The sequence below is a fragment of the Gardnerella sp. 26-12 genome (genome assembly GCF_001660745.1).
Classification (GTDB): domain Bacteria; phylum Actinomycetota; class Actinomycetes; order Actinomycetales; family Bifidobacteriaceae; genus Bifidobacterium; species Bifidobacterium swidsinskii.
Map to the genome: position 1 here is coordinate 1 of NZ_LWSR01000135.1, position 2,810 is coordinate 2,810.

A 2,810-nucleotide genomic window follows, 5' to 3' on the forward strand; every position below is an offset into this window, starting at 1 on the left:
GTTGCTACCCCAGCCGACGCTGCTTTAATGATGCAGCTTGGTGCCGAAGGCGTATTCGTTGGCTCCGGTATCTTTAAGTCTGGAGACCCAGCAAAGCGTGCTGCAGCAATCGTTAAAGCTGTAACTAATTACAAGGACGCCAAGATGATTGCTAAGCTTTCCGAAAACTTGGGCGAAGCTATGGTTGGCATTAACGAGCAGGAAATCAAGCTTTTAATGGCTGAGCGAGGCGAGTAATTTTGTCAAACTCACCTACCAATACTGATAACTCCGCTCATACTGTAGCAGTTTTAGCTGTTCAGGGAGCTTTTCTTGAGCATCGCTTAATGCTGGAAAAGCTGGGAGCGCGCGTAATAGAGCTTCGGCAGGCGCGCGATTTGGAGCAGTCTTTCGACAGATTAGTGTTGCCGGGCGGCGAAAGCACCGTGCAAGCTAAGCTTCTTCGCGAGCAAAATATGCTCGAACCTTTGCGTGAGCGCATTGCAGGAGGAATGCCTGTTCTTGGCACTTGCGCAGGTTTGATTTTGCTTGCGAAAAACGTGGAAGGTGACGAAGTAAACGGTTTTGGCACTTTAGACGTAACAGTTAAGCGCAATGCTTACGGACGTCAGCTCGGAAGCTTCCATTGCGAGGCTGAGTTTGGTGAGCTAGGCAATGTGCCGATGACGTTTATTCGCGCACCTTACATTGCAGAAGTAGGCTCTAATGCCAAAGCTCTTGCAACTGTAGAAGGTCATGTTGTCGCCGCGCGCCAAGGAAAGCAAATCGGCACATCCTTCCACCCGGAGCTTGACAACGATACGCGAATCCATCAGCTTTTCCTGGATTTGTAAATTGGATTCGTAACTCCGGCAAATGTCCCATAAAACAGCCAACGCTCGCGCGAGCGTTGGCTGTTTTATGGGACATTTGCCGGAGTTACGAATCCAATTTACAAATCCAGGAAAAGCTGATGGATTCGCGTATCGTTGTCAAGCTCCGGGTGGAAGGATGTGCCGATTTGCTTTCCTTGGCGCGCGGCGACAACATGACCTTCTACAGTTGCAAGAGCTTTGGCATTAGAGCCTACTTCTGCAATGTAAGGTGCGCGAATAAACGTCATCGGCACATTGCCTAGCTCACCAAACTCAGCCTCGCAATGGAAGCTTCCGAGCTGACGTCCGTAAGCATTGCGCTTAACTGTTACGTCTAAAGTGCCAAAACCGTTTACTTCGTCACCTTCCACGTTTTTCGCAAGCAAAATCAAACCTGCGCAAGTGCCAAGAACAGGCATTCCTCCTGCAATGCGCTCACGCAAAGGTTCGAGCATATTTTGCTCGCGAAGAAGCTTAGCTTGCACGGTGCTTTCGCCGCCCGGCAACACTAATCTGTCGAAAGACTGCTCCAAATCGCGCGCCTGCCGAAGCTCTATTACGCGCGCTCCCAGCTTTTCCAGCATTAAGCGATGCTCAAGAAAAGCTCCCTGAACAGCTAAAACTGCTACAGTATGAGCGGAGTTATCAGTATTGGTAGGTGAGTTTGACAAAATTACTCGCCTCGCTCAGCCATTAAAAGCTTGATTTCCTGCTCGTTAATGCCAACCATAGCTTCGCCCAAGTTTTCGGAAAGCTTAGCAATCATCTTGGCGTCCTTGTAATTAGTTACAGCTTTAACGATTGCTGCAGCACGCTTTGCTGGGTCTCCAGACTTAAAGATACCGGAGCCAACGAATACGCCTTCGGCACCAAGCTGCATCATTAAAGCAGCGTCGGCTGGGGTAGCAACGCCGCCGGCTGCGAAGTTAACAACAGGGAGCTTGCCGTTTTGTGCAACGTATTTTACGAGTTCGAAAGGCACGCGCAAATTTTTGGCTTCTTCAAAAAGCTCATCCTCGCGCATGCTTGTAAGCTTACGAATTGCGGAATTCATCATACGCATGTGACGCACAGCTTGAATCACGTCTCCAGTTCCTGGCTCGCCCTTAGTGCGAATCATGGAAGCGCCTTCGTTGATTCTGCGCAAAGCTTCACCCAAATCCTTAGCGCCGCAAACGAAAGGCACAGCAAAATCGCGCTTATTGATGTGATACACGTCGTCGGCTGGAGAAAGCACTTCGCTTTCGTCGATGTAGTCGATCTCGATAGCCTCAAGCACTTGTGCTTCAACAAAGTGACCGATACGGCATTTTGCCATAACAGGAATAGACACAGCCTCTTGAATGCCGTGGATCATAGCCGGGTCGCTCATACGAGAAACGCCGCCTGCTGCACGAATATCGGCAGGAATACGCTCCAAAGCCATAACTGCGCATGCGCCAGAATCTTCAGCAATTCGCGCCTGCTCTGGGGTGGTGACGTCCATAATTACGCCACCCTTAAGCATTTGCGCCAATTGGCGGTTCAATGCTGTACGGTCTTCGCCGCTTTTATTTTGCGGATCCGAGGATTCGTTCACAGTTACCGTAGTATTCAAGTTCTCAGCCATCATTCCTCGCTTTAGCTTTAACATATGAGATACGTGTATGCATCTTAATATTTCGTGAATTTGCGCGCTTCTACGCTGTAATCTTATGTCGATTATTGCGTACGTTTGCAAGTTTACGTTCTGTTGGAATTTAACCACATTCGTAGGATATATCTCATATGTATTGGTATAAAAATATTACAAAAATATACAAAATATGATTTGATTTTTTGGACGCGCCATAGGTGAGACTGGCTTGTCAATCGACTACGATTAGTAATGCAGTCGACTTGTATTTGGGTTTATGTGGTATGCAAATAGTTATGTTTGCAAATGTGCATTTCCAATAAAGCGGCGAGCTATAAGAC

General features: G+C 48.1%; 3 protein-coding genes and 1 pseudogene. 2 read left to right on the plus strand and 2 right to left on the minus strand.

The window, feature by feature from the left end; genetic code table 11:
* Window positions 1-237, plus strand: a pseudogene (locus A5295_RS05815) (pyridoxal 5'-phosphate synthase lyase subunit PdxS); the annotation flags it as partial.
* 2 nt (window positions 238-239) lie between these two features.
* The gene (pdxT, locus tag A5295_RS05820) at window positions 240-833 is read left to right on the plus strand and encodes a pyridoxal 5'-phosphate synthase glutaminase subunit PdxT (RefSeq protein ID WP_064622142.1); all 594 of its coding nucleotides are present in this window, start codon (window positions 240-242) and stop codon (window positions 831-833) included.
* Between the two features lie 98 nt (window positions 834-931).
* Here pdxT (A5295_RS05820) and pdxT (A5295_RS05825) read toward each other — a convergent pair whose 3' ends face one another.
* Window positions 932-1,525 carry a pyridoxal 5'-phosphate synthase glutaminase subunit PdxT gene (pdxT, locus tag A5295_RS05825; RefSeq protein WP_064622142.1) on the minus strand — a complete coding sequence of 198 codons (594 nt, stop codon included), beginning with the start codon at window positions 1,523-1,525 and terminating at the stop codon, window positions 932-934.
* 2 nt (window positions 1,526-1,527) lie between these two features.
* Entirely contained in the window at window positions 1,528-2,463 is a 936-nt protein-coding gene (pdxS, locus tag A5295_RS05830) for a pyridoxal 5'-phosphate synthase lyase subunit PdxS (protein WP_076002965.1), read from the minus strand.
* Window positions 2,464-2,810 lie beyond the last annotated feature (347 nt).